The sequence below is a fragment of the Streptomyces paromomycinus genome (genome assembly GCF_003865155.1).
Classification (GTDB): Bacteria; Actinomycetota; Actinomycetes; order Streptomycetales; family Streptomycetaceae; genus Streptomyces; species Streptomyces chrestomyceticus.
Genome location: NZ_BHZD01000001.1, coordinates 5488884 through 5514815 on the forward strand (window position 1 = coordinate 5488884; position 25932 = coordinate 5514815).

A 25932-nucleotide genomic window follows, 5' to 3' on the forward strand; every position below is an offset into this window, starting at 1 on the left:
ACCAGCGGCGTATACCTGGACGCAATGCTCTGGTCCACGTACATCAACTCGGAGGACACCAGTGGGACGACTCTTCGGCACGGACGGTGTGCGCGGTGTCGCCAACGCGGATCTCACGGCGGAGCTGGCGCTCGGTCTGTCGGTCGCGGCGGCGCACGTGCTCGCGGAAGCCGGCACCTTCGAAGGCCATCGGCCGGTGGCCGTGGTCGGCCGTGATCCGAGGGCGTCCGGAGAGTTCCTGGAGGCCGCCGTCGTGGCGGGCCTGGCCAGCGCGGGCGTGGACGTGCTGCGGGTGGGCGTGCTGCCGACCCCGGCCGTGGCGTACCTGACCGGGTCGCTCGGCGCCGACCTGGGCGTGATGCTCTCCGCCAGCCACAACCCGATGCCCGACAACGGCATCAAGTTCTTCGCCCGCGGCGGCCACAAGCTCGCCGACGAGCTGGAGGACCGCATCGAGCGCACCTACCGCTCGCACAGCTCCGGCGAGCCGTGGGACCGGCCGACCGGCGCCGGTGTGGGCCGGGTCAAGGACTACGACCAGGGCTTTGACAACTACGTCGCGCACCTGGTGGGCGTGCTGCCGAACCGCCTGGACGGCCTGAAGGTCGTCATCGACGGCGCGCACGGCGCGGCCTCCCGGGTCTCCCCGGAGGCGTTCGCCCGGGCCGGTGCCGAGGTCGTCACCATCGGTGCCGATCCCGACGGCCTGAACATCAACGACGACTGCGGCTCCACGCACCTGTCCGGCCTGTGCGCCGCGGTCGTCGAGCACGGCGCCGACCTCGGCGTGGCGCACGACGGCGACGCGGACCGCTGCCTGGCGGTGGACCGCGAGGGCAACGAGATCGACGGCGACCAGATCCTGGCCGTCCTCGCCCTCGGGATGCGCGAGGCGGGCACGCTGCGCAAGGACACCGTCGTGGCGACCGTGATGTCCAACCTGGGCTTCAAGCTGGCCATGGAGCGCGAGGGCCTGACCTTCGTCCAGACGGCGGTCGGCGACCGGTACGTCCTGGAGGAGATGAAGGCCGGCGGCTTCGCGCTCGGCGGCGAGCAGTCCGGGCACGTCATCGCGCTGGACCACGCGACGACCGGCGACGGCACGCTCACCGGCCTGATGCTGGCCGCCCGCGTCGCGGCGACCGGCCGCCCGCTGGGCGAGCTGGCGGGCGTCATGAAGCGCCTGCCGCAGGTGCTGGTCAACGTGCCGGACGTGGACAAGACCCGGGTCGGCACGTCGCCCGAGGTCACCTCGGCCGTCGCGGAGGCGGAGCGCGAGCTGGGCGCCACCGGCCGGGTCCTGCTGCGCCCCTCGGGCACGGAGCCGCTGGTGCGGGTCATGGTCGAGGCCGCGGACATCGAGCAGGCGGGGGCCGTGGCCGGCCGTCTGGCGGATGTCGTGAAGTCGGCGCTGGGCTGACGCAGGCCGGTCAGCGCTGCCGCTGCCTGGCCCAGAAGAGCTTCTGGGCCAGCAGCGTCAGCGTGCCCGCGACGACGATCCCGGCGAGGTTCAGCAGGAGCTGTTCCGTGGAGCCCCACGCCTGCTTGTACGAGCGGTAGCCGAAGGCGACGGCGGCGTTGGCGGCGGCCGGGACGGTGGTGACCGAGATCGCCACGCCGACCAGCGCGCCGGACTTCGCCGAGGTCAGCGAGAGGACGCCGGCGATTCCGGCGAGGACGGCGACCACGAACGAGAACCAGTCCGGCCGGTAGATGAAGTTCGTGTTCGGGCGGTCCGCCGTCAGCGCCGCCGCGTCGAAGAGCCCCACCGCGTCCATGAACAGGCTGAAGCCCACCGTCGCCGCCATCGCCACCGCGAAGCCCACGACCAGCGCGAGCAGGGAGCGCCAGGCCAGCCGGGGCGCGCGGCGCACCAGGGCGGTGCAGATGCCGGCCAGCGGGCCGAACTCCGGGCCGACGGCCATCGCGCCCACGATCAGGATCGCGTTGTCCAGCACCACGCCGCAGGCCGCGATCATCGTGGCGAGCGTCAGGAACGCCAGATAGGTGACGGAGAGCGTGGACTCCTCGTGGGTGGCGTCGGTCAGCGACTCCCACAGCACGGCGTCCGCGCCTTCACCGGGTGCGTCTTTTTCCGCCTTGTCCGCGCGGGCGGACAGGGACAGGTCGACGTTCTCGACGGCGATCGAGCCGTCCCGGTCGATGCCCAGCGCCCGCAGCTCGTGCAGCAGGCCGTCAGCGGCCTCACGGGCCACGTCGCACAGGATCACGTCCCCCCGCGGTTCGCGCGCGGCGCCGGTCAGGACGGCGAGGTGGGTGGTGCCGACGGTGTTCTCCACCAGGTGCAGCACGGCCTGCGTACGGTCGGCGGGAACGATCAGACGCAGGTGCAGCACGGTGTACCTCTCGTGGAAGGCGGCGGATCGCCGTCGTCAGAGCTTGCGCAAGGACAGCCGCTGCACCTTGTGGTCGTGCCCCTTGCGCAGCACGAGGTTGGCGCGGCCGCGGGTCGGGGCGACGTTCTGTTCCAGATTGGGCTTGTTGACGGTGCGCCAGATCATCCGGGCGTAGTCGAGGGCTTCTTCCTCGGAGACCTGGGTGTACTTGCGGAAGTACGAGAACGGGTTCTGGAAGGCGGTCTCGCGCAGCTTGCGGAACCGGCCCAGGTACCAGCGCTCGATGTCCTCCGTGCGGGCGTCCACGTACACCGAGAAGTCGAAGAAGTCCGCGAGGCCCAGGCGGGTGCGGCCGTCCTTGCCGGGCAGGGCGGGCTGGAGGACGTTCAGGCCCTCGACGATGAGGACGTCGGGCCGGTGCACGGTCAGCCGTTCGCCGGGCACGATGTCGTAGATCAGGTGGGAGTAGACCGGGGCGCTGACCTCGGCCTTCCCGGACTTCACATCGGCGACGAAGCGGGTCAGGGCGCGGCGGTCGTACGACTCGGGGAAGCCCTTGCGCGACATCAGGCCGCGGCGGTGCAGCTCGGCGTTGGGGAACAGGAAGCCGTCGGTGGTGACCAGTTCGACGCGCGGGTGCTCGGGCCAGCGGGCCAGCAGGGCCTGGAGGAGCCGGGCGGTGGTGGACTTGCCGACCGCCACGCTGCCCGCGACCCCTATGACGAACGGCGTGCCGGGCTGGGCGCCGTGGCCGCCGCCCGCGTCGCCGAGGAAGGTGTTCAGCGCGCCGCGCAGGTTGCTGGACGCGCCCACGTACAGGTTGAGCAGGCGGGACAGCGGAAGGTAGACGTCGCGCACCTCGTCCAGGTCGATCACGTCGCCCAGGCCGCGCAGCCGCTCGACCTCCTCGGCGGTCAGCGGCAGCGGTGTCTTCTCCCGCAGGGCGCTCCACTCGGCGCGCGTCAGGTCGACGTACGGCGTGCGCTCGGCGCGGCGGCGGTGCTGCGACTCGGTCGGCTCTGTGGTGAGGGGCACGCGCCCATTGTCCGCAGGCGCGGGGGCCGGTTCACCCCGGGGTGGGGTTGTGGCCGCCCGGTCCGCGTGTCGCGCGTACGGGTACGGCGGTCCCGGGCGGCGCGCGGGGAGGCGGCGGGCGCGGGTCCGGTGCGCGGCGCCGTTGGCCGGATGGAGCGCGGGGCGGGACGGCACGGCCCCGTAGGCTGCCCTCATGTGCGGAATCGTGGGGTATGCGGGCGGCCGGTCCGCCCTGGACGTCGTGCTCACCGGGCTGAAGCGGCTGGAGTACCGCGGCTACGACTCGGCCGGGGTGGCCGTGCTCGCGGACGGCGGGCTGGCGGCGGCCAAGAAGGCCGGCAAACTCGCCAACCTGGACAAGGAACTGGCCGACCGTCCGCTGCCGGCCGGTACGACCGGGATCGGGCACACCCGGTGGGCCACGCACGGCGCGCCGACCGACACCAACGCCCACCCGCATCTGGACAACGCCGGACGGGTCGCCGTCGTCCACAACGGCATCATCGAGAACTTCGCGGCCCTGCGCGCCGAACTGGCCAAGCGCGGCCACACGCTGGCCTCCGAGACGGACACCGAGGTCGTCGGGCACCTGCTGGCGGAGAACTTCTCCTCGTGCGGTGACCTGGCCGAGGCGATGCGCCAGGTGTGCCGCCGGCTGGAGGGCGCGTTCACGCTGGTCGCGGTGCACGCCGACGCGCCGGACGTGGTGGTGGGCGCGCGCCGCAACTCCCCGCTGGTGGTGGGCATCGGCGAGGACGAGGCGTTCCTGGCGTCGGACGTGGCGGCGTTCATCTCGTACACCCGTGAGGCCGTCGAACTGGGCCAGGACCAGGTCGTGGAGCTGCGCCGGGACGGGGTGACGGTCACCGGCTTCGACGGCGCGCCGGGCGAGGTGCGCACCTACCACGTGGACTGGGACGCGTCGGCGGCCGAGAAGGGCGGCTACGACTACTTCATGCTCAAGGAGATCGCCGAGCAGCCGAAGGCCGTCGCCGACACGCTGCTGGGCCGGGTGGACGAGTCCGGGGTGCTCTCGCTGGACGAGGTCCGCATCGAGGACTCGGTGCTGCGCGAGGCCACCAAGGTGGTGATAGTGGCCTGCGGCACGGCCTTCCACGCCGGGATGATCGCCAAGTACGCGATCGAGCACTGGACCCGTATCCCCTGCGAGGTGGAGCTGGCCAGCGAGTTCCGCTACCGCGACCCGATCCTGGACCCGCGCACCCTGGTCGTCGCCATCTCGCAGTCCGGCGAGACGATGGACACCCTGATGGCGGTACGGCACGCCCGGGAGCAGGGCGCGAAGGTGCTCGCGGTGTGCAACACCAACGGCTCGACGATTCCCCGCGAGTCGGACGCGGTGCTCTACACGCACGCCGGGCCCGAGGTCGCGGTCGCCTCGACCAAGGCGTTCCTGACGCAACTGGTGGCCTGCTACCTGCTCGCGCTGTACCTGGGCCAGGTGCGCGGCACCCAGTGGGGCGACGAGATCCGCGCGGTGGTGCGCGAACTGGCCGCGATCGGCACCCAGGTCGAGCAGGTGCTGGGGACGATGGAGCCGGTACGGGAGCTGGCGCGCAGCCTCGCGGAGAAGAACACCGTGCTGTTCCTCGGGCGGCACGTGGGCTACCCCGTCGCCCTGGAGGGCGCGCTGAAGCTCAAGGAACTCGCGTACATGCACGCGGAGGGCTTCGCGGCGGGCGAGCTGAAGCACGGGCCGATCGCGCTGATCGAGGAGGGCGTGCCGGTCGTCGTGGTCGTGCCGTCGCCGCGCGGCCGGTCCGTCCTGCACGACAAGATCGTCTCCAACATCCAGGAGATCCGGGCCCGCGGCGCGCTCACCATCGTCATCGCGGAGGACGGGGACGAGACGGTCGTCCCGTACGCGGACCACCTGGTGCGCATCCCGCGTACCCCCACCCTGCTTCAGCCGATGGTCTCCACCGTGCCCCTCCAGGTCTTCGCCTGCGAACTGGCCACCGCCCGCGGCAACGAGGTCGACCAGCCGCGCAACCTCGCCAAGTCGGTGACCGTCGAATGATCGTCGGAGTGGGGATCGACGTCGCCGAGATCGACCGCTTCGCGGCGGCGCTGGAGCGCACCCCGGACATGGCGACCCGGCTGTTCGTCGAACGCGAGCTGACGCTGCCCAGCGGCGAGCGCCGGGGCATCGCCTCGCTCGCCGCGCGGTTCGCGGCCAAGGAGGCGGTGGCCAAGGCGCTGGGGGCGCCGGCCGGGCTGCGGTGGACGGACGCGGAGGTGGCGGTGCTGGAGACCGGGCAGCCGATACTCAAGATCCGCGGCACGGTCGCCGAGCGGGCCGCGGAACTCGGCGTGCGGTCCTGGCACGTGTCGCTCAGTCATGACGCGGGCGTGGCCTCGGCGGTGGTGATCGCGGAGGGGTGAGCGGCGGCGGGCGGCCGGTCCGGGTGTCTGCCCGTACGCGTCGCCGTGCCCGTACCCGTAACGCCTCGCCGTGTCCGTACGCGCCGCCGCCGGCCGGGCGAGCCGGGAGGAATGCCCGCGCCGTCCGGGGTGAGACTGGGGGCATGAGGACTGCGTACAGCGTGGATGTCGTACGGGCGGCCGAGCGGGACCTGATGGCGCGGCTGCCCGAAGGGGCCCTGATGCAGCGGGCCGCCGCCGGTCTCGCGGTGGCGTGTGCGGAGCTGCTGGGGCGGGTGTACGGATCGCGGGTCGTGCTGCTCGTGGGCAGCGGCGACAACGGCGGCGACGCCCTGTACGCGGGCGCCCGGCTGGCCCGGCGCGGCGCCGGCGTACGCGCCGTCCTGCTGTCCCCGGACCGGGCCCACGCGGGCGGCCTGGCGGCGCTGCGCGCGGCGGGCGGCCGGGTGTCCGGCGACGCCCTCGCCGACATCGAGCGGGCCGACCTCGTCGTGGACGGAATCGTCGGCATCGGCGGCACGGGCGGACTGCGGCCGGAGGCGGCCCGGCTGGCCGAGGCGGCGCGGCAGTCCCTGGTCGTCTCCGTCGATCTGCCGAGCGGTGTGGACGCGGACACCGGAGAGGTGGCGGGTGAGGCCGTACGGGCCGACGCGACGGTGACGTTCGGCGCGTACAAGCCGGGGCTGCTCATCGACCCGGCGCGCGAGTACGCGGGCGCGCTGCGGCTGGTGGACATCGGCCTGGAGCTGCCAGGGGACGCGACGGCCGAGGCGTTGCAATACGCGGACGTGGCGGAGCTGCTGCCGCGCCCCACGGCGGAGAGCGACAAGTACCGGCGTGGCGTGGTGGGCGTCGTCGCGGGCTCGGCGCGCTATCCGGGCGCCGCCGTCCTGGCCGTCTCCGGGGCGCTGCGGGGCGGAGCCGGGGCCGTACGGTACGTGGGCCCGGCGGCCGACGCCGTCCTGGCGCAGTTCCCGGAAACCCTGGTGCACGCCGGGCCGCCCTCGAAGGCGGGCCGCGTGCAGTCCTGGGTCATCGGCCCCGGCATCGGCGACGACGGCGACGCCATGGCGGACGTCCTCGACTCGGACGTCCCCGTCCTGGTGGACGCCGACGGACTGCGCTTCCTGGACCCCGCGCGGGTACGGGGCCGCGGCGCGCCCACCCTGCTCACCCCGCACGCCGGGGAGGCGGCGGCCCTGCTCGGCACCGACCGGGCGGACGTGGAGGCGTCCCGCCTGCGCTCCGTACGGGAACTGGCCGAGCGGTACGGCGCCACGGCCCTCCTGAAGGGCTCCACGACCCTCGTCGCCGACCCGGCGGGCGGCCCGGTGCGCGCCAACCCCACCGGCACGGGCTGGCTCGCCACCGCGGGCAGCGGCGACGTGCTGTCCGGCCTGACCGGATCGCTGCTGGCCACCGGCCTGCCCGCGCGCGAGGCGGCCGCCGTCGGCGCGTACCTGCACGGCCTGGCCGCCCGGCTGGCAGCCACCCCGGACGGCGCGCCGATCCTGGCGACGGACGTGGCCGGGGCGCTGGGCGCGGCGTGGCGGGACGTCAGCCGCCACTGAGGGCGCCGGGTCGCGGACCCGTACCGCGGGCGCCCGCGCGCACTCCCGCGCACCCGCCTCTCCCGGCCCCAACACCCCGTTCTGCGACACTGGGTGGATGAACCATGCAGCCATGCGGGCCCGTGCGGCCGTGGACCTCGACGCGGTGCGCTCCAACGTGCGGGCGCTGCGGGCCCGCGCGCCCCGGGCCGAGCTGATGGCCGTGGTGAAGTCCGACGGGTACGGCCACGGCGCCGTCCCGTGCGCCCGCGCGGCCCGGGAGGCCGGGGCGGCATGGCTGGGCACCGCGCTCCCCGAGGAGGCGTTCGCGCTGCGCGCCGCGGGCGACACCGGGCGGCTGATGTGCTGGCTGTGGACGCCCGGCGGGCCCTGGCGGCAGGCCGTCGAGCAGGACATCGACGTGTCGGTCAGCGGCATGTGGGCGCTGCACGAGGTGACCGCGGCGGCGCGGGCGTGCGGCCGTACCGCCCGTGTCCAGCTGAAGGTCGACACGGGGCTGGGACGCAGCGGCTGCCAGCCCGCCGACTGGCCCGGACTGGTCGCCGCGGCCCGCGCCGCCGAGGCCGAGGGCGCGATACGGGTCACCGGTGTCTGGTCGCACTTCGCCTGCGCCGACGAGCCCGGACACCCCTCCATCGACACGCAGCTCGCGGTCTTCGCCGACGCCGACGCGGTGGTCCGCCGGGCGGGCCTGGACCCGGAGGTGCGCCACCACGCCAACACCCCGGCGCTGCTCAGCCTCCCGCACGCGCACTTCGACCTGGTACGTGCCGGTATCGGCATCTACGGTGTCTCGCCCAGCCCCGAGATGGGCGCGCCGGAGGACTTCGGGCTGCGGCCCGCGATGACGCTGGAGGCGTCCCTGGCCTCGGTGAAGCACGTGCCCGCCGGCCACGGCGTCTCGTACGGGCACCGCTACACGACGTCCGGCGAGACCACCCTCGCGTTGGTCCCGCTCGGCTACGCCGACGGCATCCCCCGCCATGCGTCGAACAGCGGACCGGTGCTGGTCGCGGGCAAATGGCGGACGGCCGCCGGCACTGTCGCGATGGATCAGTTCGTGGTCGACCTCGGCGGGGACCCGGCCCAGGTGGGGGACGTGGCCGTACTGTTCGGACCGGGGGACCGGGGCGAGCCGACCGTCGAGGACTGGGCGCGTGCGGCGGGCACGATCGGGTACGAGATCGTCACGCGGATCGGTACCCGGGTGCCCCGCGTCTATGTCGGCGAGCGCGCGGACACGGGGAGCGGGACATGAGCGACAGGACGGGGGCGGCCGCCGACGCCGCGATCGACGCGGCGGCCGAAGCGGCCACGACGGCCGGCAACTGGAGCCGGGCGGGACGCCACGCGGGTCTCGCGGGCGCCGCGCTCGGCGTGGTCGCCGCGGGCGCCGCGGCGGGCGTGGCCATCGAGCGGCTGACGGTCGGCCGGGGCGTACGGCGCAAGGCGCGGCTCGCGCTGGACGCGGCGGGCCCGTACGGCACGCTGCGCGGCACACCGGGCACGGCGGTGGCCGAGGACGGCACGGAGCTGCACTACGAGACCGACGAGCCGGGCGACGGCAAGGGCGGCCAGGGCGGCAAAGGGGGCGCGCGCCGCAAGCGGCTGCTGGGGCTGCTGGGACGCCGCTCCGAAGCGCCCACGGTCGTCTTCAGCCACGGCTACTGCCTGAACCAGGACTCCTGGCACTTCCAGCGCGCGGCCCTGCGCGGCGCGGTGCGCAGCGTCCACTGGGACCAGCGCAGCCACGGCCGCTCGGAGCGCGGCCGGGCCCAGCGCGACGGCACCGAGCCGGTCACCATCGACCTGCTGGGCCGGGACCTGAAGGCGGTGCTGGACGCCGCCGTGCCCGAGGGACCGATCGTGCTGGTCGGGCACTCCATGGGCGGCATGACGGTGATGGCGCTGGCCGACCAGTACCCGGAGTACGTCGCGGAGCGGGTGGTCGGCGTGGCCCTGATCGGCACGTCGGCGGGCCGGCTCAGCGAGGTCGCCTTCGGGCTGCCGTCGCTGGGCGTCAAGGCGTTCCACCGCTTCGCGCCGGGTGTGCTCAAGGCGCTCGGCGCGCAGAGCGAGCTGGTCGAGAAGGGCCGCCGGGCGACCGCCGACCTCTTCGCCGGGCTGGTCAAGCGGTACTCCTTCGGTACGCCGAAAGAGGTGGACCCGGGGGTGGCGCGGTTCGCCGAGCGGATGATCGAGGCGACCCCGATCGACGTCGTCGCCGAGTTCTTCCCGGCCTTCGCCGTGCACGACAAGACCGAGGCGCTGGCCGCGTTCGACCCCGTACCGGCGCTGGTGCTGGCCGGTGACCGGGACCTGATCACCCCGTCCGACCACAGCGGCGACATCGCCGGGCTGCTGCCGGGCGCGGAGTCGGTGTGCGAGCCGGGGGCGGGCCATCTGGTGATGCTGGAGCGCCCCGAGGTGGTCACCGGCCATCTGGAGACCCTGATCGGGCGGGCGGCGGCGACGGCGGCGGCCGCCCGGTCGGCGCGGGCGTAGCCGCGCGGCCGCCGGGCCCGGTGGGTCCGGTGGCGCCCGTCCGCCGCGGACGGGTTCGAAATGCCGGTTGTGCGCGCCGTACCATCGGCGCATGAGCGCCACCGAGACGATCGAGCACGTAACCGTCAAGTCACCCCAGCGGATGCAGGAGTTGGGCCGCGCACTGGCCGGGCTGCTGCGCCCCGGGGACCTGGTGCTGCTGACCGGGGAGCTGGGAGCGGGCAAGACGACGCTGACCCGCGGGCTGGGCGAGGGCCTCGGCGTGCGCGGCGCGGTCACCTCGCCGACCTTCGTGATCGCCCGGGTGCACCCGCCGCTGGCCGGAGGGCCGGCCCTGGTGCACGTGGACGCGTACCGGCTCGGCGGCGGCCTGGACGAGATGGAGGACCTGGACCTCGACGTGTCGCTGCCCGAGTCGGTGGTGGTCGTGGAGTGGGGCGACGGCAAGGTCGAGGAGCTGTCCGAGGACCGGCTGCACGTGGTCATCGAGCGCGCCGTCGGCGCGGACGCGCCCGCCGCCCCCGCCGAAGGCGAGGCGCCGGACGAGGACGACGTGCGCGAGGTCACGGTGCGCGGCGTCGGACCGCGCTGGGCGGACGTGGATCTGACGGTGCTGGCCGGGGCGTAGGGGGTGCCCGTACGGTAGTTTCCGACAAGCCGTCGGGAAGATGTTGCGCGCGCGGCGCCGGACGTGGTCACATGGGTGCAGAGAGAGCCGGTTAGGTCTGCCTAACTATGCCCGCTTGCCCAGGAGCCACGGGAGGCATCCATGTCGGCCCACCAGCCCGTCACCGCAGCGGTCCGCAACGGCGCGGCCGAACCGACGCCGACCATGAACCAGCTGCTGGCGGCGTGCGCCGCGGCCAGCGCGGTGTCCACGCCCCCGCAGCCGCCGTCCCGGGCCGAGGCCGCGGAAGACCCAGAGAACGCAGAGAACGCAGAGAACGCAGAGAACGGTGCGACCGCCGAGCGCGAGGCCGCACGGGAGAACGTCGACCCGGGCCCGCAGGGCGCGGCAGCCCGCGACGCGGCATAGCGCGCGGGGCTCACACCCTGCGCCGGCTCACACCCCGCGTCGGCACACGCCGGCTCACTTCACGACGACGACCTTCGTCTTGTTCAGCGCGAAGTCCCACATCGCCGTGCCGTCCGCCCGCGACTCCCGGATGCCGCCGGTCTTCTTCGTCGCGCTGGGGTCCGGCATCGAGCCGTCGACCGCCGCGCTGAACCCGACCACCACACCGTCGGCCATGGCGAAACGCACCACGTGCTCGACCGGCACCCCGTCGGAGCCGGTGAGCTTCAGCGTCCGGCCGTCGACCTTGTACGTGCCCGGGGCCGGGCTGACGGTGCTCGGCGTGACCTCGTACGTCCGCTTCACCTTGCCGTCCGCCGTGACCAGCCACACCCGCCGCGCGCCCAGCGCGTAGACGACCCGCTCGCCCTCGCCCGAGTCGGCCGGCACCGGCACCTCGGTCTTCTGCCGGCTCGCGCCGTCCTTGCCCTTGCCCGGGGCCGGGCTCGCGGTCGACGACGGCTTCTTGTCCGCGGTGGTGTGGTCGGGGGCCGAGGCGGACGCCTGATAGGCCAGGAAACCGACGGCGGCGAGCGCAACCGTGGTCAGAGCGGTGACGATCGAGCTGCTCTTTGCGGACACCGCCGTGCCACCTTTCGTACGCGCGTGACTACGGGTGACGGTAGCACCCGGCGAGGCACCCGCGGCCGCGCCGTAGTCTTGGATGCGTGCTGCTGCTTGCTCTGGACACCGCAACCCCCGCCGTCACCGTCGCCGTCCACGACGGCTCCCGCGTCCTCGCCGAGGAACGCCAGGTGGACGCCCGCCGGCACGGCGAACTGCTGCTGCCCGCCGTCGACCGGGTGCTCGCCGAGGCCGGCGTGAAACTCGGCGCGGTCAGCGACATCGTCGTCGGCGTCGGCCCCGGCCCGTACACGGGCCTGCGGGTCGGCCTCGTCACGGCCGCGACGTTCGGGGCCGCGCTCGACGTACCGGTGCACGGCCTGTGCACGCTGGACGGCATCGCGTACGCCGCCGGGCTCGACGAGCCGTTCCTGGTGGCGACCGACGCCCGCCGCAAGGAGGTCTACTGGGCGCGCTACGCCGACGCCCGCACGCGGCTCACCGAGCCCGCCGTGGACCGCCCCGCGGACATCGCCGACGAAGCCGGCGCGCTGCCGTCGGTGGGCGCGGGCGCGCTGCTGTACGCCGGCACCTTCACCGGCGTGCGGGACGGCGGCCCGGAGCACCAGTCCGCGGGCGCGCTCGCCGCGCTGGCCGCCGAGAAGCTCGCGCGCGGCGAGGAACTGCTGCCGCCGCAGCCGCTGTACCTGCGCCGTCCCGACGCGCAGGTGCCCGCCAACTACAAGGTGGTCACCCCGAAGTGACCGCGCGGACCGCGTCCGGGGACGGCGCGCGCGACGGCGCCGTACTCCGCGAGATGCGCTGGTGGGACATCGCGCCGGTCCTGGACCTGGAGCGCGAGCTGTTCCCCGAGGACGCCTGGTCGGCGGGCATGTTCTGGTCGGAGCTGGCGCACGCGCGCGGCCCGGCCGCCAACCGCCGCTACCTCGTCGCCGAACAGGACGGCCGCCTGGTCGGCTACGGCGGCCTGGCCGCCGTCGACGGCACCGGCGACATCCAGACCATCGCCACCGCCCGCGACCAGTGGGGCACCGGCCTCGGCTCCCGGCTGCTGACCGAGCTGCTGTCCGCCGCCACCGCCTTCGAGTGCGCCGAGGTGCTGCTCGAAGTCCGCGTCGACAACGCACGCGCCCAGCGCCTGTACGAACGGTTCGGCTTCGAGCCGATCGGCTTCCGGCGCGGCTACTACCAGCCGGGCAACGTGGACGCCCTCGTCATGCGCCGTACCACCGAGTCCCCCTCCGAATCCCCGGCCGATTCCGCCCCCGGACCGGCCGGCGAAACCCCCACCCCACCTCCCCCCGCACAAGGAACCCAGGCCCATGGCTGACGAACCGCTCGTCCTCGGCATCGAGACCTCCTGCGACGAAACCGGCGTCGGCATCGTGCGCGGCCACACGCTCCTCGCGGACGCCGTCGCCTCCAGCGTCGACGAGCACGCCCGCTTCGGCGGCGTCGTCCCGGAGGTGGCCTCGCGCGCGCACCTGGAGGCGATGGTCCCCACCATCCAGCGCGCCCTGAAGGAGGCCGGCGTCGCCGCGTCCGACCTCGACGGCATCGCGGTCACCGCCGGGCCCGGCCTGGCCGGCGCCCTCCTCGTCGGCGTCTCGGCCGCCAAGGCGTACGCCTACGCCCTCGGCAAGCCGCTCTACGGCGTCAACCACCTCGCCTCGCACATCTGCGTCGATCAGCTGGAACACGGCGCCCTGCCCGAGCCGACGATGGCCCTGCTGGTCTCCGGCGGCCACTCCTCGTTGCTGCTGGCCCCCGACATCACCTCCGACGTACGCCCCCTCGGCTCGACCATCGACGACGCGGCGGGCGAGGCGTTCGACAAGGTCGCCCGCGTCCTGCACCTCGGCTTCCCCGGCGGCCCGGTCATCGACCGCTACGCCCGCGAGGGCGACCCGGACGCGATCCGCTTCCCGCGCGGCCTGACCGGCTCCCGCGACCCGGTCTACGACTTCTCCTTCTCCGGCCTCAAGACGGCCGTCGCCCGCTGGATCGAGGCGAAGCGCGCCGCGGGCGAGGAGGTCCCGGTCGCGGACGTCGCGGCGTCCTTCCAGGAGGCGGTCGTCGACGTCCTGACCCGCAAGGCGGTCCGCGCCTGCAAGGACAACGGCGTCGACCACCTGATGATCGGCGGCGGGGTCGCCGCCAACTCCCGCCTCCGCGCGCTGGCCCAGCACCGCTGCGAGAAGGCGGGCATCACCCTGCGCGTCCCCCGCCCCAAGCTCTGCACCGACAACGGCGCCATGGTCGCCGCCCTCGGCGCCGAAATGGTCGCCCGCAACCGCCCCGCCTCCGCCTGGGACCTCCCGGCCGACTCGTCCCTCCCGGTGACGGAGCCGCATGTACCGGCGCCGGACCATGACCACGGGGGCCACGGCCATACGCACGGCCATGGTCATGGTCATGGTCATGCGCACGATCACGACCACTTCCACGAGCTGAGCAAGGACAACCTGTACTCGTAGGGGGAGAGGGCGGATGGCCTCGATCGCGCTGTTGCACGACGCCGTGGCGGAGGTCACGCCCGCCGCTCTGCCCGCCTTCTCCCGTGAGCTGTCCCGGGCCGCCGACAGCGCTCTTCAGGGAGGGGACTTCCTCCCGTTGCGGCGCTTCGCGGCGCAGTGGGCCGTCCACGTACACATTCAGCGCGATCCGGGGACCGCCGCCCGCTATCGGGTACTGGAGGACCGGGCGGTGGCCTCCGGCGACCCCGACGAGGCCCGCAGCGCGGTGGCCGAACTCGGCCGCATCCTGGACGCCGCGCATGCTGCCGTGGCGCACGGCGAAGCGCCCTGATCCCGGCGCCCAGGACCTCGAAAGGCGCCGCCGCGCAATCCTGCCCTGCCCACGCGTGACACCACGTCATACCCTGGCCTGGAGAAAACGCAGGCGTACAGGGGGGCGGCAGGCCGTGAACTGGATCTGGTGGGTGTTCGCGTTCTTCATGGCGGGGGGTTTTGCCAAGGTCGCGGACGTCGGGCGGAAGGCGATGAGTACGCGGCACGCGCGCAAGATGGAGCGGCTGGAGGGCGCGCGGCGGGACCGGCTGGAGCTGGAGGCGGCGCAGCGGCCGCCGGAGGCGGTGTGCGGGTGTACGCACCATCTCGCCAAGCACGACAAGCAGGGCAGGTGTCATGAGGCGGTCCAGGTGCCGACGGCCTGGGACGCGGAGAAGAAGCCGGTCGCGTACGAGCCGGGGCAGTGCACCTGCCAGCAGTACGTCGGCCCGCAGCCCCTCTCGCAGGTGTTCGCGGAGGAGCTGACGGACCGGGCGTAGGCGGTCTCGCCTCAGAGGGCCGGCGCCGCGCGGCCCAGCAGCATCGTGGGGGCCCCGGCCACCCGTGTCAGGAACACCACGCAGGAGTTCGGCCCGGAGAGCTTGAGCTTTTTGCGCAGTTCGTCGGGTTCTACGGCCGAACCCCGCTTCTTGATCACGGCGACCCCGACGCCGCGCTCGCGCAGCAGCGCCTTCAGCTTCTTGACGTTGAACGGCAGCGTGTCGGTGATCTCGTACGCGGTGGCGTACGGGGTCGGGCGGTGCTCGTCGGCCGTGACGTAGGCGATGGTCGGGTCGAGCAGGTGGCCGTCCACCTGCTGGGCGACCTCCGCGACCAGGTGCGCGCGGATGACGGCGCCGTCCGGTTCGTACAGCCAGCGGCCGACCGGGCCCGGCTCGGGGTCGGGCAGCCCGGTGCCCAGCAGGAAGTCGCCGGCGGGCAGGAGCGTGGCGCGGCGCGCGCCGGGCGCGGTGCCGAACCACAGGACGGCTTCCTTCACGTCGCCGCCGTCGGAGATCCACTCCGCCTCCGCCTCGTCGGGGACGATCTCGTGCGGGATGCCCGGCGCGATCTTGAGGGCCGCGTGCGGCGCCGTACGGGCGGCCTGGACGGCCCAGGACAGCGGCGGTGAGTACGCCTCCGGGGCGAAGATCCGCCCGCCGCGACCGCCCCGGCCGCCGCGCCGTGCCGGGTCGACGAAGACCGCGTCGTACGCCGAGGTGTCCACCTCGGTGACATCCGCGCAGCGCACCTCGATCCGGTCGGCCAGCCCCAGCGCCGCCGCGTTGGCGCGGGCCGCCGCGCAGGCCAGCGGGTCGCGGTCGACGGCCAGGACGTGGATGCCGGCGCGGGCCAGGGCGATGGCGTCGCCGCCGATGCCGGAGCACAGGTCGGCGAGCGAGCGGACGCCGAGGGCGGCGAGGCGGGTGGCGCGGTGGGCGGCGACCGTGCTGCGGGTGGACTGTTCGACGCCGTTGGGCGTGAAGTACATGCGCGCGGCGTCCGCCCCGAATTTGGCCGCGGCGCGCTGCCGCAGCCGCGCCTGGCCCAGCGCGGCGGAGACCAGCGGCGCCGGGTGGTCGCGCCGCAGCCGGGTCGCGGTCGCCAGTTCGTCGGCAGGGTCGTGATCGCGCAGTTCGGCCAGCAGGGCCTGGCCTTCGGGCGTGTGCAGCGCGGAGAAGGAGTCGAGGTCGTTCGCCTGGTTCACCCGGTCCATTGTGGGCCAGCGCGCGCGGCGGGGAGCGGCGGGGCGCAGCTGGCGGCGGGCCGGCGTCAGCCGCGTGCGCGGCGGGCGCGGCGGCCGTGGCCCGGCGGGCGGCCGCTGTCCCGGGGCACGGCCGGGGCGGGCAGGGCGGCCTGGACCACGCGGGGGGTGGCCTGGGTGGCGTCCAGGTCCACCGCGGCTCGGGCGGCGCGCCGTCCACGCCGTCCGCCCGGCTCTCCTATCGGCTCGCGGCGGCGCTGCGCGCTGTCGCTGATGCGTATGAGCAGCGCGACCATGACCCAGTTCGCGACGAGTGAGGACCCGCCCTTGGCCAGGAAGGGCAGTGCTTTGCCGGTGAGGGGTATCAGCCCGGTGACGCCGCCCGCGACGACGAAGACCTGGAGCAGCAGCGAGCTGGCCAGGCCGACCGCCAGCAGCTTGCCGAAGGGGTCGCGGGCGAGGAGGCCGACGCGCAGGCCGCGCTGGGCGAGCAGGACGTACAGGAGCAGGACGACCATCACGCCGGCGAGGCCCAGTTCCTCGCCGACGGTGGTGAGGATGAAGTCGCTGTTGCCCGCGAAGCCGATCAGTTCGGGGTGTCCCTGGCCCAGGCCCGTACCGCTGATGCCGCCGCTGCCGAAGCTGAACAGCGCCTGCGCGGCCTGCTCCGACTGGAGGCCCGGCGGTCGCTCCTTCACGGGCAGGAAGATGTCCATGGGGTGCAGCCAGGCCATGACGCGGCCCTTGACGTGCGGTTCGATCGAGCCGACGACGGCGGCGCCGATCACCGCCATGGCCAGGCCGCACAGCACCCAGCTGGTGCGCTCGGTGGCCATGTAGAGGGTGATCACGAAGAGGCCGAAGAAGATCAGCGACGTACCGAGGTCGCGTTCGAAGACCAGCACCAGGAGACTGATGACCCAGATGGTGAAGATCGGCCCGAGCTGGCGTCCCGGCGGCAGCTGGACGCCCATGACGCGGCGGCCGGAGAGCGCGAGCGCGTCGCGGTTGAGCGTCAGGTAGCCCGCGAAGAACACCGCGATCATGATCTTCACGAACTCGCCGGGCTGCAGCGACAGCGGCCCCACGAAGATCCACCGCTTGGCGCCGAACGTGTCGCCGGGGAAGAACGCCGGGGCCATCAGCAGCACCAGCGCGACGGCCATCGTCAGGTAGATGTACCGCTGCAGGAAGCGGTGGTCGCGCAGCAGCATCAGCGCGGCCGTACAGACCGCCACCCCGATCACCGTCCACACCAGCTGTCCGCCTGCCGCCGGGGTCATGTGCAGGCTGGGCTTGGCCGCGTACGTGATGTCGAGGCGGTTCAGCAGCACCAGGCCGATGCCGGACAGCAGGGTGGCGAGCGGCAGGATCAGCGGGTCGGCGCGCGGCGCGAAGCGGCGCACGACCAGGTGCGGGACGAGCGCCATGAAGAAGACGGCGGCGCTGAAGCCGGGCAGCCCGGCGGGCAGCCGGCCGTTCATCGACAGGCCGGTGTACGTGTAGCCGAAGACCGTGATCAGTACGGCGAAGGCGAGCAGCCACATCTCCGTACGGCGCCGGTTCGGGGCCTGGGCGAGCGCGGCGAACGTCATGGTGCGCTCGGCGTCGCTCTCCGGCGCCCCGGGGGGCCGGGGCGAGCTCGTCAGTCCACGCACGGGATGCCTCCGCCGTCCATCATGGGAGCCGTCTGCCCGGAACGTTCCGTTCCGGAGCCGGACTCCACCGTCGATGAGGAAGACGAGGGTGACGGTTGCAGGGTTCCCACAGGTGAACCGGGTGCGGCAGACCCGCCTTCGGGCGCGTCGCCGCTGGTCGGAGCGGCGGAACGGCCGTCTTCCGGCCTGGTTTCGCGGGCGACGAGCCGCCGTATCTTGTCCGGATCCACCCGGTTCACGTCCTCACCGTGATGCTTGGCGAAGCCCTCCACGGGCAGCGTGGTGAAGCGTACATTCCCGCCCGAAAGGTTCTTCGCCTGCCGGAGGAACGACAGCAGGTCCCAGCCCTCGTCGATCACCAGGTCCTGCTTCGCGACGTCCGTCAGCTTCAGCAGGCGCAGCGGGTCGGCGAAGGTGCCGGCCGAGTTCAGCTGGTGCGTGGCGGAGGCGAGGAACGCCTGCTGGCGGCGCGTACGGTCCAGGTCACCCGCGGGCAGACCGTGCCGCTGCCGTACGAACGCCAGCGACTGCGGCCCGTCGAGCGTCTGCCGCCCGGCCGGGAAGTCGGCACCCGAGTACCGGTCCTTGACGGCGTGCTTCAGACACACCGGTACGCCGTCGAGCGCGTCCGCGATGTGCAGGAACCCCACCAGGTTCACCTCGGCGAAGTGGTCGACCGGAACCCCGAGGAAGGCTCGCACCGTCGCGATCTGCGCCCGGCGGCCGGCCTCCCGCCCCTCGTGCTCCAGCCGGTCGTGATCGGTGACGCCCTGCCGCGCCAGCCGCTCCTCCGTCTCGGCCTTGGCCAGCCCGTACGCCTTCTTGATCTTGTCCTTGCCGTGCCCCGGGATGTCCACGAGATCGTCGCGCGGCACGGAGAACGCGGTCGCCCGCCCCCCACCGGCAGGCACATGCAGCAGGATCAGCGTGTTGGTGTTGTAACCGCCGATGTCGGACGAGGCGCCCGCGTGCAGCTTCTCCAGCACGTCCTTCGGCAGGTCGTTCCCGTTCTGGTCCTTACGGCTGTCCAGCCCCATCAGCAAGATGTTGGTCGCCCCGCCGGACGACTTCGGCGCCCCGTCGCCGAGCGCCCGCGACGAGCCGATCCGCCCGGCCAGATCCCGGTAGAGATACCAGCCCGCGCCCGCCGTGCCCAGCAGGAGCACGGCGACGCACAGGGCCAGCCTGCGCAACACGACACGGCGCCGGGACCGGCGTCGGCGCCCGTGCGGGCGGACAGCGTCGGGAGCGGTGGGCCTGCGACGGTGCTTCATCCGAACAGGCTGGCGGCCCGCCGCTGAAGGAAGTCTGAAGGTCCTGAAGAACCGCTCAGGAGTGGCCTCCGGCACGGGCCGTGCGCCGTCCCTCGGCGGGCTGCACGGGCAGTACGACCACAAACCGCGCACCGGCCCGCCCGTCCTCCCGCCCCCGCACGGTCAGCTCCCCGCCGTGCGCGCGGGCGATCCCCCGGGCGATGGCCAGCCCCAGCCCCGTACCACCGGTCTCCCGGTCACGCGCCGCGTCGAGCCGGGCGAACCGCTCGAAGACCTTCCCCCGGTCCGCCTCCGGAACCCCCGGCCCGTCATCCACCACTTCCAGCACAGCCCGACCCGCAGCACTCTCGTGCTCACCCGCCTCACCGTCCCCCCAAGCCACAATCCGCACCTCGGCCCCCGCATACCGCAGCGCATTGTCGACCAGATTGGTCAGCAGACGTTCCAGCTGCGCCGGATCACCCCGCACAGGAACGGGCTCACCGGCCTCGACGACCAGCCGCGGCCCACCACCGCCCGGACGGCGCGCGCCCTCCTCCGCCGCCAGCAACGCCAGATCCACCGGCTCCGCGCCACGCGGCGCGTGTGCGTCGAGCCGGGCGAGAAGCAGCAGGTCGGCAGCGATCCGCTGCAACCGCTCGGTGTCCCGCAGCGCCGCCCGCACGGACTCCCGATGCTCCCTGTCACAGCCGTCGGCCCCGCCCGTGAGCGCCACCTCCAGCCGGGCCCGCACCGCCGCGATCGGATTGCGCAACTCGTGCGACGCGTCCGCGACGAACTGGCGCTGCCGGGTGACGGCCTGCTCCAGCCGGTCCAGGGTGGCATTGACCGTACGGGCCATCAGCGCGATCTCGTCACCGCCCGCCGGGTCCGGCACCCGCCGGTCCAGCTCGCTCTCGCTGACGGCGGCCAGCTCGGTCCTGATGGCCGTCACCGGACGCAGCGCCAGCCCGGTCACCGCCCACGCGATGGCGGCGGCCAGCGCGATCAGCGGCGGGGCGCTGGCCAGCAGGGCCACGCCGATGGCGTGGGTCGCGTCGTCCACGTCCGAGAGCACGGTCACGGCGTACACGTACCGCTCTCGCCCGCTGCCGCCGGGCGGCGCCGCCCGGACCACCACCACGTCCGCGCGCGCACCGCCGGCCGCCGCGGCGGGAGAGCCGGTCAGTACGCGGTCGGCGGAATCCTGGCCCGGCGACGGCCGCAAGCCCCGCAACTCGGCGGCCAGCGGATCGGCGGTACGGAGACTGGTCGCGACGACCTGCCCCGCCGCGTCCAGGACCAGCACCAGATCGACGCCGTCGGCGGGCGAAGGCAGCACCTCCGGCAGAGCACCCGTGTCCGCCTGCGCGGCGACCTTACGGGCGGCCACTTCCGTACGACTGGTGGTGTTGTCCAGAAGATTCGCCCGCAACAACACGTACAGCCAGCCACCCCCGACAGCCAGCACGAGCCCCATCGCGAGCGCCGCGGCCGCGGCGGTGCGGCCGCGCATCGACGCGGGCCTGGGCCGGAACCGGACCCGACGGCGGTTTTCAGCCGTCATCGGGCGCCATCCGATACCCCGTCCCGTGCACGGTACGGATGGAACGGCGCCCGAACGGCACGTCCACCTTCTTGCGCAGCGACGAGACGTACACCTCGACGATATTGGGGTCCACGTCGGCCGGCGAGTCCCACACCTCGTCGAGGATGTCCCGCTTGGCGACCGCCTGCCCCTCGCCCGCCATGAGACAGCGCAGCACCCCCAGTTCGCGTGCGGTCAGCTCGATCTCGGTGTCACCACGACGGCAACGCCGGGCATCGGCATCCAGCGTGAGATCACCACTCTGCAAGGTGCGCGGACGCTCGGCGGCACGCCCACGCCGGGTGAGCGCGCGCAACCGGGCGAGCAGCACGACGAACGAGAACGGTTTGGCCAGATAATCGTCGGCGCCCGCGTCCAGCCCCTCGGCCACGTCGTACTCGCCGTCCTTGGCGGTCAGCATCAGCACGGGCGTCCAGTCGTCCCGGCGCCGCAGCCGCCCACAGATCTCGTACCCACTGGGCCCCGGCAGCATCACATCCAGCACGATCGCGTCATACGCCCCCGCCAACGCGAGCTCCAGCCCCCGATGCCCGTCCCGGGCCACATCCACCCAGTGCCCCTCGGCAGCCAGCCCCCGCCGCAAGGAGTCGGCGAGTCCTTCTTCGTCCTCCACGACCAGTATGTGCATGGACTCATTGTCACGGTTCGGCCGTATTCCCGGGGGGCGGGCCCGGTGGGGGTGCGCGTGGTGCGCGGAGGGTCCGGTGGTGGGGGGCTCGGGGTCACTCTCCCCCAGCCTTCGGCCGGGGGTACCCCCACGGCATCCTTTAGCTGCGGTGATTCGGATTCCTGGGCCAGCGTGCGGACTGCCTGCGGACTGCCTGCGGGGAGCCCCCTGCGCGACCCCGAGCCCTGACCGGATCGCGGCCTCCCGAGCAATCGGGCTGGGCTTTTCACAAGCCCAAACGCTCCCGGTGCGGTGCGCGCGTTGTGCGCGGAGGGTCCGATGGGTGGGGGCTCGGGGCCGCTCCGGGGTCACTCCTCGGCATCCTTTAGTTGAAGTGATTCGGATACGTGGGCCAGCGTGCGGACTGCCTGCGGGGAGACCCCTGCGCGACCCCGAGCCCCGGCCGTCGGGCGGCTTTCCGAGCGATCGGCCTGGGGACTTTCACAAGCCGGGCGCGTCCCGGTGCGCCCCGGCACCCCGGTGCGCCCCGGCACCCCGGTGCGCCCCGGCACCCCGGTGCGCGAGTGCCCGAGTGGCCGCGCGTCGTCCGGCGCGTCAGCGTCCGAGTGCCCGGGTGCCCGGGTGCCCGGGTGCGCGAGTGCCCGAGTGGCGTCCGGCGCGCCAGTGCCCGAGCGTCCGGGTGCCCGAGTGGCCGGGTGTGGTCCGGCGCGTCAGCGCCCGGGTGGCGCGGCGGAGCCGCGTCGGGGTGGGCTGGTCCGGGGCGCGCGTTCCACCGCCGGGGAGTGGCCTGCCGTGCCGCCACCACCCCGCGAGCCTCACCACCAGGAGAGGCGGACCCGGGCGCCATCGAAAACTCCCCCCACCGACCTCGGCTCGCCGAACCGGCCGGAGGGGGCGTGTAGGGGGCCATCCCCGCAGGCAGTCCGCACGCCGGCCCACGTATCAATTCACTTCAACTAAAGGATGCCGAGGAGTTGGCCCCCTGCGCGCCCCCGCCCCCACAACGCACCCATGCGAGCCGAACGTCAACAACACACACCCCCCGCGCGAAGCGCATCGCAGCGCGCCAGCGCAAAGCCAGGATTGCCAAGCCCCCCACCTGGGCAAGGTGCCCCCGTGCCACCCCGCCCCGGAAAGACGCGCCACAGGCGCATCACATTGGCACTCCGCTTGACCGAGTGCTAACCGCGTCATAGTCTCGGCTCTGGCACTCTCCACCGGGGAGTGCCAAACACAGCGACGGGCAGGTCCGGCACCCGCGACGACGGATCCACCTGGTCGCCACCTCAGACAGTTAACCCCGTGAGATCTCCGAAGGGGGAGGTCGGATCGTGACGACCGCCAGCTCCAAGGTTGCCATCAAGCCGCTCGAGGACCGCATCGTGGTCCAGCCGCTCGACGCCGAGCAGACCACGGCTTCGGGCCTGGTCATTCCCGACACCGCGAAGGAGAAGCCCCAGGAGGGCGCCGTCCTCGCCGTGGGTCCGGGCCGCTTCGAGAACGGCGAGCGCCTGCCGCTCGACGTCCAGGTGGGTGACGTCGTTCTCTACAGCAAGTACGGCGGCACCGAGGTGAAGTACAACGGCGACGAGTACCTCGTCCTCTCGGCGCGCGACGTGCTCGCGATCATCGAGAAGTAATTCACCGAAGATTGCCTTGTTCTGCGCCCCTGGTTCCCGCGTCTAAACAACCGGTTTCCCGGGGCGCAGTTCGTTGCAGAGAACGACTAAGGACACGTAACTCATGGCGAAGATCCTGAAGTTCGACGAGGACGCCCGTCGCGCCCTTGAGCGCGGCGTCAACAAGCTTGCCGACACCGTGAAGGTGACGATCGGCCCCAAGGGCCGCAACGTCGTCATCGACAAGAAGTTCGGCGCCCCGACCATCACCAACGACGGTGTGACCATCGCCCGTGAGGTCGAGGTCGACGACCCGTACGAGAACCTCGGCGCGCAGCTGGTGAAGGAGGTGGCGACCAAGACCAACGACATCGCGGGTGACGGCACCACCACCGCCACCGTGCTGGCGCAGGCGCTGGTCCGTGAGGGTCTGCGCAACGTCGCCGCGGGCGCTTCCCCGGCCGCCCTGAAGAAGGGCATCGACGCCGCGGTCAAGGCCGTGTCCGAGGACCTCCTCGCGACCGCCCGCCCGATCGACGAGAAGTCCGACATCGCGGCCGTCGCCGGTCTGTCCGCGCAGGACAAGCAGGTCGGCGAGCTGATCGCCGAGGCGATGGACAAGGTCGGCAAGGACGGTGTCATCACCGTCGAGGAGTCCAACACCTTCGGTCTGGAGCTGGACTTCACCGAGGGCATGGCCTTCGACAAGGGCTACCTCTCGCCGTACATGGTCACCGACCAGGAGCGGATGGAAGCGGTCCTGGAGGACCCGTACATCCTGATCCACCAGGGCAAGATCGGCTCGATCCAGGACCTGCTGCCGCTGCTGGAGAAGGTCATCCAGGCCGGCTCCTCCAAGCCGCTGCTGATCATCGCCGAGGACGTCGAGGGGGAAGCCCTGTCGACCCTGGTCGTCAACAAGATCCGCGGCACCTTCAACGCCGTCGCCGTCAAGGCGCCCGGCTTCGGCGACCGCCGCAAGGCGATGCTCGGCGACATGGCCGCCCTGACCGGCGCGACCGTCATCGCCGAGGAGGTCGGCCTCAAGCTCGACCAGGCCGGTCTGGACGTGCTGGGCACCGCCCGCCGCGTGACCGTCACCAAGGACGACACGACCATCGTGGACGGCGGCGGTAACTCCGCCGACGTCGAGGGCCGCGTCAACCAGATCAAGGGCGAGATCGAGTCCACCGACTCGGACTGGGACCGCGAGAAGCTCCAGGAGCGTCTGGCGAAGCTGGCCGGCGGCGTCTGCGTGATCCGCGTGGGTGCGGCCACCGAGGTCGAGCTCAAGGAGAAGAAGCACCGTCTGGAGGACGCCATCTCCGCGACCCGCGCCGCGGTCGAGGAGGGCATCGTCTCCGGTGGTGGCTCCGCCCTGGTGCACGCCGCCAAGGTGCTGGAGGGCTCCCTCGGCAAGGAGGGCGACGAGGCCACCGGTGTCGCCGTCGTCCGCCGCGCCGCCGTCGAGCCGCTGCGCTGGATCGCCGAGAACGCCGGTCTTGAGGGCTACGTCATCACCTCGAAGGTGGCGGAGCTGGACAAGAACCAGGGCTTCAACGCCGCGACCGGCGAGTACGGCGACCTGGTGAAGGCCGGCGTCATCGACCCGGTCAAGGTCACCCGCTCGGCGCTGGAGAACGCCGCGTCGATCGCCTCGCTGCTGCTCACGACCGAGACCCTGGTCGTCGAGAAGCCGGCCGAGGAGGAGCCCGAGGCCGGTCACGGCCACGGCCACGCCCACTGAGGCAGCTCATCGCCGTTCGAGGCCCGGTCCCCTTTCGAGGGGGCCGGGCCTCGTCCCGTTGACGGGGCTCCCCGCCGTCATCCCGCGGAGCCGTCGGCCAGCGCCGCTCGGACGATGCGGACGGCCTCGTCGGTGCCGATGCCGGCGCGGGCGATGACGGCGGCGTACTCGGCGGCGGCGCGGCGGGCCCGTTCGCGCCCCTCCTCGCCGGCCGCCGACACGAACGAGCCGGCCGCTCCGCGGGTCTCGATCAGCCCCGCCTCCTCCAGCTCCCGGTAGGCCCGGCCGACGGTGTTGGCGGCCAGGCCGAGGTCCGCGGCCAGGCGGCGGATGGCCGGCAGCCGGGTGCCCACGGCCAGTGTGTGGCCCCGGATCTGCCGGGCGAGCTGCGCGCGGAGCTGCTCGAACGGCGGGACGGGGGAGGCCTGGTCGATGACGATCATCGGTCTCACCGGGCGCTCATGACGTTCCGCGCCACCGTGGAGCTCCGTGCGGTCCGCGTGGTGATCAGGGCCAGTGCGACCACGTCCAGGACGACGAAGACGAGCCAGCCGATGTTCCACCAGCCGAGCGCGGTTCCGAACACCGAGACAGTCGGCAGGCACCACACCACGGAGGGGACGGCGACGTGACGGGCGTCCTCGACCCGCAGGATGACGTCGGCGGTCAGCGAGTCCTCGTCGTCGGCCACGACCGGGTGCGTCAGCACGTGCCGCAGCTGGACGAGCATGCCGACCGCGATCCCGCCCAGCCCGATGAGCAGAAGGACCGCCGCGTACCGCGCGGTGGAGTCCGGCACGGTCAGGGCACGGATCGCCAGCGCCGTCGCGCCAGCGAACGTCACCACCGCGAAGGCGACGCGCGGCCCACCGAGCACGGTGCGCCAGCCGAGTCGGACCGGATGGGCCACCCGTCGCGGCAGCATCGCCGCGGCCCGCCGGTCGGCCTGCCGCACCCGCCGGTCCAGCAGTGACTGGGCCAGCACCAGTCCGGCCACCACCGCCGTCAGGACCAGCAGCGACCAGAGCCGGGGAGGCCCGGGTCCGTCGACCGCGGTGCCGTCGGGCCGGTTGACGGTGTGGACCAGGGCGATCGCGATGATGAACGCGGCCAGCAGGACATCAGCGGCCAGGCGGGTGGCTCGCCGGGCCGCCAGCCGTATGGCCAGTAACGGTGTCGGCCGGCCGTCGGCCAGGCCGTGCTGGGCCAGCCACGCGCCGGCCCGTTCAAGGTCGGCCGGCCGCACCGACCGGTCGTTGTCCGGAGTCGTTCCTTTCGGCATGACGCCTCCTTGTATCAACCCTTGCCTCAACACGGTGCGACAAGACTTGCGACAAGTCAACGGCGAAGTGGGCGCCCACGCAACGCACTTGACGGGCCGGTGCCCGGC

At 73.2% G+C, this 25932-nt stretch carries 25 protein-coding genes; 15 read left to right on the forward strand and 10 right to left on the reverse strand.

Annotated elements, in window-relative coordinates; genetic code table 11:
• The first annotated feature begins 61 nt into the window (after window positions 1–61).
• Window positions 62–1420, forward strand: coding sequence for a phosphoglucosamine mutase (glmM, locus tag OEIGOIKO_RS23420; protein ID WP_125055663.1), 1359 nt, complete (start codon window positions 62–64; stop codon window positions 1418–1420).
• Window positions 1421–1430: 10 nt separating this feature from the next.
• Here the strand turns inward: glmM and OEIGOIKO_RS23425 are convergent, their stop codons facing one another.
• Both OEIGOIKO_RS23425 and coaA read right to left on the reverse strand, forming a co-directional pair.
• Window positions 1431–2357 carry a DUF389 domain-containing protein gene (locus OEIGOIKO_RS23425; RefSeq protein WP_125055664.1) on the reverse strand — a complete coding sequence of 309 codons (927 nt, stop codon included), beginning with the start codon at window positions 2355–2357 and terminating at the stop codon, window positions 1431–1433.
• Between the two features lie 36 nt (window positions 2358–2393).
• Entirely contained in the window at window positions 2394–3392 is a 999-nt protein-coding gene (gene coaA / locus OEIGOIKO_RS23430) for a type I pantothenate kinase (protein WP_125055665.1), read from the reverse strand.
• A 193-nt stretch (window positions 3393–3585) separates the two neighbouring features.
• On the opposite strand from coaA, the gene glmS reads away from it, so the two are divergent.
• The 7 genes from glmS to OEIGOIKO_RS23465 all read left to right on the forward strand — a co-directional run bounded on the left by glmS (window position 3586) and on the right by OEIGOIKO_RS23465 (window position 10910).
• Entirely contained in the window at window positions 3586–5433 is a 1848-nt protein-coding gene (gene glmS / locus OEIGOIKO_RS23435) for a glutamine--fructose-6-phosphate transaminase (isomerizing) (protein WP_125055666.1), read from the forward strand.
• Window positions 5430–5798, forward strand: coding sequence for a holo-ACP synthase (locus OEIGOIKO_RS23440; protein ID WP_031003078.1), 369 nt, complete (start codon window positions 5430–5432; stop codon window positions 5796–5798). Before glmS ends, OEIGOIKO_RS23440 begins: the two co-directional genes overlap by 4 nt.
• A gap of 143 nt (window positions 5799–5941) precedes the next feature.
• Window positions 5942–7369, forward strand: coding sequence for an NAD(P)H-hydrate dehydratase (locus OEIGOIKO_RS23445; protein WP_125055667.1), 1428 nt, complete (start codon window positions 5942–5944; stop codon window positions 7367–7369).
• A 97-nt stretch (window positions 7370–7466) separates the two neighbouring features.
• Complete coding sequence (alr, locus tag OEIGOIKO_RS23450) at window positions 7467–8627, forward strand: alanine racemase (RefSeq protein WP_125055668.1); 1161 nt, start codon at window positions 7467–7469, stop codon at window positions 8625–8627.
• Window positions 8624–9874, forward strand: coding sequence for an alpha/beta fold hydrolase (locus OEIGOIKO_RS23455; protein WP_125055669.1), 1251 nt, complete (start codon window positions 8624–8626; stop codon window positions 9872–9874). The genes alr and OEIGOIKO_RS23455 overlap by 4 nt, the downstream gene beginning before the upstream one ends.
• A gap of 91 nt (window positions 9875–9965) precedes the next feature.
• A complete protein-coding gene (gene tsaE / locus OEIGOIKO_RS23460; RefSeq protein WP_125055670.1) occupies window positions 9966–10502 on the forward strand; it encodes a tRNA (adenosine(37)-N6)-threonylcarbamoyltransferase complex ATPase subunit type 1 TsaE in 537 nt (178 codons plus the stop codon).
• Between the two features lie 141 nt (window positions 10503–10643).
• The gene (locus OEIGOIKO_RS23465; protein ID WP_125055671.1) at window positions 10644–10910 is read left to right on the forward strand and encodes a hypothetical protein; all 267 of its coding nucleotides are present in this window, start codon (window positions 10644–10646) and stop codon (window positions 10908–10910) included.
• Window positions 10911–10964: 54 nt separating this feature from the next.
• Here the strand turns inward: OEIGOIKO_RS23465 and OEIGOIKO_RS23470 are convergent, their stop codons facing one another.
• A complete protein-coding gene (locus tag OEIGOIKO_RS23470) occupies window positions 10965–11531 on the reverse strand; it encodes a hypothetical protein (RefSeq protein WP_125055672.1) in 567 nt (188 codons plus the stop codon).
• An 86-nt stretch (window positions 11532–11617) separates the two neighbouring features.
• Here OEIGOIKO_RS23470 and tsaB point away from each other — a divergent pair, with 86 nt between their 5' ends.
• From tsaB to OEIGOIKO_RS23495, 5 genes are all read left to right on the forward strand, one after another.
• Window positions 11618–12277, forward strand: a complete 660-nt coding sequence (tsaB, locus tag OEIGOIKO_RS23475; RefSeq protein ID WP_125055673.1) for a tRNA (adenosine(37)-N6)-threonylcarbamoyltransferase complex dimerization subunit type 1 TsaB — start codon at window positions 11618–11620, stop codon at window positions 12275–12277.
• Window positions 12278–12330: 53 nt separating this feature from the next.
• On the forward strand, window positions 12331–12864 hold the full coding sequence (gene rimI, locus OEIGOIKO_RS23480; protein ID WP_125058885.1) for a ribosomal protein S18-alanine N-acetyltransferase: 534 nt from the start codon (window positions 12331–12333) through the stop codon (window positions 12862–12864).
• Window positions 12857–14011, forward strand: a complete 1155-nt coding sequence (tsaD, locus tag OEIGOIKO_RS23485; RefSeq protein ID WP_125055674.1) for a tRNA (adenosine(37)-N6)-threonylcarbamoyltransferase complex transferase subunit TsaD — start codon at window positions 12857–12859, stop codon at window positions 14009–14011. Before rimI ends, tsaD begins: the two co-directional genes overlap by 8 nt.
• Window positions 14012–14024: 13 nt before the next feature.
• The gene (locus OEIGOIKO_RS23490; RefSeq protein ID WP_125055675.1) at window positions 14025–14342 is read left to right on the forward strand and encodes a hypothetical protein; all 318 of its coding nucleotides are present in this window, start codon (window positions 14025–14027) and stop codon (window positions 14340–14342) included.
• A 115-nt stretch (window positions 14343–14457) separates the two neighbouring features.
• Window positions 14458–14823, forward strand: a complete 366-nt coding sequence (locus tag OEIGOIKO_RS23495) for a hypothetical protein (protein ID WP_125055676.1) — start codon at window positions 14458–14460, stop codon at window positions 14821–14823.
• Between the two features lie 11 nt (window positions 14824–14834).
• Here OEIGOIKO_RS23495 and OEIGOIKO_RS23500 read toward each other — a convergent pair whose 3' ends face one another.
• From OEIGOIKO_RS23500 to OEIGOIKO_RS23520, 5 genes are all read right to left on the reverse strand, one after another.
• Complete coding sequence (locus OEIGOIKO_RS23500; protein WP_125055677.1) at window positions 14835–16040, reverse strand: class I SAM-dependent methyltransferase; 1206 nt, start codon at window positions 16038–16040, stop codon at window positions 14835–14837.
• Between the two features lie 56 nt (window positions 16041–16096).
• Window positions 16097–17623, reverse strand: coding sequence for an FtsW/RodA/SpoVE family cell cycle protein (locus OEIGOIKO_RS23505; protein WP_176602596.1), 1527 nt, complete (start codon window positions 17621–17623; stop codon window positions 16097–16099).
• A gap of 50 nt (window positions 17624–17673) precedes the next feature.
• Complete coding sequence (locus OEIGOIKO_RS23510) at window positions 17674–18882, reverse strand: LCP family protein (protein ID WP_125055678.1); 1209 nt, start codon at window positions 18880–18882, stop codon at window positions 17674–17676.
• A 133-nt stretch (window positions 18883–19015) separates the two neighbouring features.
• A complete protein-coding gene (locus OEIGOIKO_RS23515; protein ID WP_170251822.1) occupies window positions 19016–20455 on the reverse strand; it encodes a sensor histidine kinase in 1440 nt (479 codons plus the stop codon).
• A gap of 40 nt (window positions 20456–20495) precedes the next feature.
• Window positions 20496–21176, reverse strand: coding sequence for a response regulator transcription factor (locus tag OEIGOIKO_RS23520; RefSeq protein WP_125055680.1), 681 nt, complete (start codon window positions 21174–21176; stop codon window positions 20496–20498).
• Window positions 21177–22507: 1331 nt separating this feature from the next.
• On the opposite strand from OEIGOIKO_RS23520, the gene groES reads away from it, so the two are divergent.
• Both groES and groL read left to right on the forward strand, forming a co-directional pair.
• Entirely contained in the window at window positions 22508–22816 is a 309-nt protein-coding gene (gene groES / locus OEIGOIKO_RS23530; protein ID WP_030022440.1) for a co-chaperone GroES, read from the forward strand.
• 103 nt (window positions 22817–22919) lie between these two features.
• A complete protein-coding gene (gene groL / locus OEIGOIKO_RS23535) occupies window positions 22920–24542 on the forward strand; it encodes a chaperonin GroEL (RefSeq protein WP_030022439.1) in 1623 nt (540 codons plus the stop codon).
• Between the two features lie 77 nt (window positions 24543–24619).
• Here groL and OEIGOIKO_RS23540 read toward each other — a convergent pair whose 3' ends face one another.
• The gene (locus tag OEIGOIKO_RS23540) at window positions 24620–24985 is read right to left on the reverse strand and encodes a GntR family transcriptional regulator (RefSeq protein WP_125058886.1); all 366 of its coding nucleotides are present in this window, start codon (window positions 24983–24985) and stop codon (window positions 24620–24622) included.
• 5 nt (window positions 24986–24990) lie between these two features.
• Window positions 24991–25824 (reverse strand): hypothetical protein, encoded by an 834-nt coding sequence (locus tag OEIGOIKO_RS23545; RefSeq protein WP_125055682.1) that lies wholly within the window; start codon window positions 25822–25824, stop codon window positions 24991–24993.
• Window positions 25825–25932: the final 108 nt, after the last annotated feature.

Excerpts from the sequence above, each read along its gene's own strand:
- glmS (WP_125055666.1), top strand. The coding sequence starts at position 3,586 with ATGTGCGGAATCGTGGGGTATGCGGGCGGCCGGTCCGCCCTGGACGTC.
- OEIGOIKO_RS23440 (WP_031003078.1), top strand. The coding sequence starts at position 5,430 with ATGATCGTCGGAGTGGGGATCGACGTCGCCGAGATCGACCGCTTCGCG.
- OEIGOIKO_RS23445 (WP_125055667.1), top strand. The coding sequence starts at position 5,942 with ATGAGGACTGCGTACAGCGTGGATGTCGTACGGGCGGCCGAGCGGGAC.
- alr (WP_125055668.1), top strand. The coding sequence starts at position 7,467 with ATGAACCATGCAGCCATGCGGGCCCGTGCGGCCGTGGACCTCGACGCG.
- OEIGOIKO_RS23455 (WP_125055669.1), top strand. The coding sequence starts at position 8,624 with ATGAGCGACAGGACGGGGGCGGCCGCCGACGCCGCGATCGACGCGGCG.
- tsaE (WP_125055670.1), top strand. The coding sequence starts at position 9,966 with ATGAGCGCCACCGAGACGATCGAGCACGTAACCGTCAAGTCACCCCAG.
- OEIGOIKO_RS23465 (WP_125055671.1), top strand. The coding sequence starts at position 10,644 with ATGTCGGCCCACCAGCCCGTCACCGCAGCGGTCCGCAACGGCGCGGCC.
- rimI (WP_125058885.1), top strand. The coding sequence starts at position 12,331 with ATGCGCTGGTGGGACATCGCGCCGGTCCTGGACCTGGAGCGCGAGCTG.
- tsaD (WP_125055674.1), top strand. The coding sequence starts at position 12,857 with ATGGCTGACGAACCGCTCGTCCTCGGCATCGAGACCTCCTGCGACGAA.
- OEIGOIKO_RS23490 (WP_125055675.1), top strand. The coding sequence starts at position 14,025 with ATGGCCTCGATCGCGCTGTTGCACGACGCCGTGGCGGAGGTCACGCCC.
- OEIGOIKO_RS23500 (WP_125055677.1), bottom strand. The coding sequence starts at position 16,040 with ATGGACCGGGTGAACCAGGCGAACGACCTCGACTCCTTCTCCGCGCTG.
- OEIGOIKO_RS23505 (WP_176602596.1), bottom strand. The coding sequence starts at position 17,623 with ATGACGTTCGCCGCGCTCGCCCAGGCCCCGAACCGGCGCCGTACGGAG.
- OEIGOIKO_RS23515 (WP_170251822.1), bottom strand. The coding sequence starts at position 20,455 with ATGCGCGGCCGCACCGCCGCGGCCGCGGCGCTCGCGATGGGGCTCGTG.
- OEIGOIKO_RS23520 (WP_125055680.1), bottom strand. The coding sequence starts at position 21,176 with ATGCACATACTGGTCGTGGAGGACGAAGAAGGACTCGCCGACTCCTTG.
- groL (WP_030022439.1), top strand. The coding sequence starts at position 22,920 with ATGGCGAAGATCCTGAAGTTCGACGAGGACGCCCGTCGCGCCCTTGAG.
- OEIGOIKO_RS23540 (WP_125058886.1), bottom strand. The coding sequence starts at position 24,985 with ATGATCGTCATCGACCAGGCCTCCCCCGTCCCGCCGTTCGAGCAGCTC.
- OEIGOIKO_RS23545 (WP_125055682.1), bottom strand. The coding sequence starts at position 25,824 with ATGCCGAAAGGAACGACTCCGGACAACGACCGGTCGGTGCGGCCGGCC.